Source organism: Treponema sp. UBA785, from assembly GCF_002297065.1.
Classification (GTDB): Bacteria; Spirochaetota; Spirochaetia; order Treponematales; family Treponemataceae; genus Treponema_D.
Genome location: NZ_DBJD01000021.1, coordinates 1 through 2032, shown reverse-complemented (window position 1 = coordinate 2032; position 2032 = coordinate 1). Strand labels below are relative to the sequence as shown.

The window sequence follows — 2032 nt, the reverse complement described above, 5'->3', positions numbered from 1 at the left end:
TCATTATCAAACTGCTTTGCAACATTCATAGAAGCGTTGTCACATTCATCATCAATGACAAGAACTGTTTCATTTTTCCAAAATGTATCGTTATTTATATTCTGTAAATACTCTTTTAGGCGGCGAAGAACATGAGGATTTTTTTTGAATACAACAAGAACTGGATTGCTGCCGTTTATTTTTCCTTCTATGCAGACATCATCTTTTCCCAATTTGTCAGAACTGTCCGTAAGCAAGTCCCAGCCGCCCATTTTATCAATTCCTAAATCTTTTCTAAACCGGCTTTGAGTCTGATTTCTTAGAGAATTTGTTATTCCTGAAAAAACAATGAAAAACCTGCATCCGCAAGACGCATACATTGAAATAATTGAAGACATCTGGGCAGTCTTTCCAGACTGGACATGACCGTAAACCAATCCTTTTCTTGTTGCATCTTCCTTTGAAGTGTCGAATCTCCGCGGATTTGAAAGCTGGTTTATGATTTCAATTGACTGCCGTTTATTTATTTCAAGACGATTTTTATCCCAGTTCTCAGATTTCATCTGCTGCTCAAAATGGTTCCAGTATTTTGAGTCATACAGTTCAGAAAAAGAAAACCAGCGTTCGTGTTTTGCTGAAATTCCATGAAAATCAGTTTTTAATTCAATTACTCTTCTTGCCTCTAAAATCCATTTTTCTTTTAAGTTTATAAAATCTTCAGGATAATTTTCCTTAAATTCTCTAGCGTTATCCAAAACAATGAGTAAGCTTTTGTCAATAGATTCCCAAGATTCTTCAGGGCGTCTTAATTTCCAGGCCACTATTTCCTGAATTAAATTCTCTTCTTGATGTTTTTCAAAATCATTCATTCTCACTTCGTCTCCGGACATCTATTTTGAAATTTTCTGAATCGTTTTTTGTAATAATCACGCTGTCAAAGCCAAAGAGATTGAGTTTTTCCATTGTCAAAAGCTCGCCTTCTTTAAGGTGAAGAACATCCCGCAAAAGCCATTTTCCTAATTCTTTATTCGGATTTGACATAAGCGCTTTTCCGCCGTCCTGACAGATTTTTGCAGACATTGAAGAACCGTTTGGAAGATGAAGTGTAAATGGAGTATCACGCGGAGGGAAAAAAGCTGGAAAATCATGGTGAATAGAAAGAGGAATCGGGATATAAATCTCATTTGCATCCCGTGCTCTGCCGCCTGCGTTCCATTGGTTCAGACCAGATTTTAAAGGAACTTCTTTTAGTCTTTCTGAATAAAGCGGCAGATATACATAGTCAATTCCAAACCTTAATTGCTTTTTGAAGCTTGCGACTTGCTCGTGGATTACTTTATGAATATTGTAAATATCTGTGTATTTGCCTTCATAATCCTCTGTGTCAATAAGTTTCCGAAGAAGCTCATAAGGATCTTGGATAATAGAAACTGAAATTTCTTGTTTTTCTTTGGAATCTTCAGGAACTTCAAAATGCTTGAACAAAGTACTTTTTGAATAATTAAAATTATAGAACTCTTTTCCGTCATCAAATTGAAGCGATTTTTCCGTGTCTTTTATTACATGAATTTTTTCTGTATTTAAAAGAGGATAGGAAGAGTTAAAAACTGTAAGGCCATTCTCAACCCGGCCGATAATGTGATAGCAGCCATCTGAAATGCCATAAAGCCGCTGCCCTAGCATCATTCTTTCATTGCGTGCGACTGCAAGCTGATAGGCTAAATCATATCCTTTATATTTTTTCAATTCTGAACTTATTGAATTAAATTCTGCGACCTTTTCTGTGCTTGCATTATTTGCCAAAGTAAAAGTTTTTATTCCGACTCCAAACGAGCCATTTTTTGCATCGTAAGCTGTATCTGAGCGCGAAAGATTTTCCGCTTTATAATACTTACAGAAAAGATTTTCAGTAACCCTGTAATGCAAGAATGGAATTGAGCTGTCGCTAAAAAGATTTGAAAGGCGCGCCATAAGTTCAAGCAAGGAAAAATACTCCTTATTTTGTTTCCATTCATCCACAAAATTCATCTCTCATTCTCCCTTACAAATTGAA

2 protein-coding genes are annotated in these 2032 nt (G+C 35.9%); both read right to left on the bottom strand.

What is annotated here, in order from left to right; all coding sequences use genetic code 11:
* Positions 1 to 848, bottom strand: an 848-nt coding sequence (locus B2X33_RS01475) for a hypothetical protein (protein WP_296667062.1), incomplete at its 3' end; no start/stop codon positions are given.
* Positions 841 to 2007, bottom strand: a complete 1167-nt coding sequence (locus B2X33_RS01470) for a phospholipase D-like domain-containing protein (protein ID WP_296667059.1) — start codon at positions 2005 to 2007, stop codon at positions 841 to 843. The genes B2X33_RS01475 and B2X33_RS01470, both read right to left, overlap by 8 nt.
* Positions 2008 to 2032 lie beyond the last annotated feature (25 nt).

Bases quoted from the DNA above. Each gene is read 5' to 3' on its own strand.
- B2X33_RS01470 (WP_296667059.1), bottom strand. From the start codon at position 2,007: ATGAATTTTGTGGATGAATGGAAACAAAATAAGGAGTATTTTTCCTTG.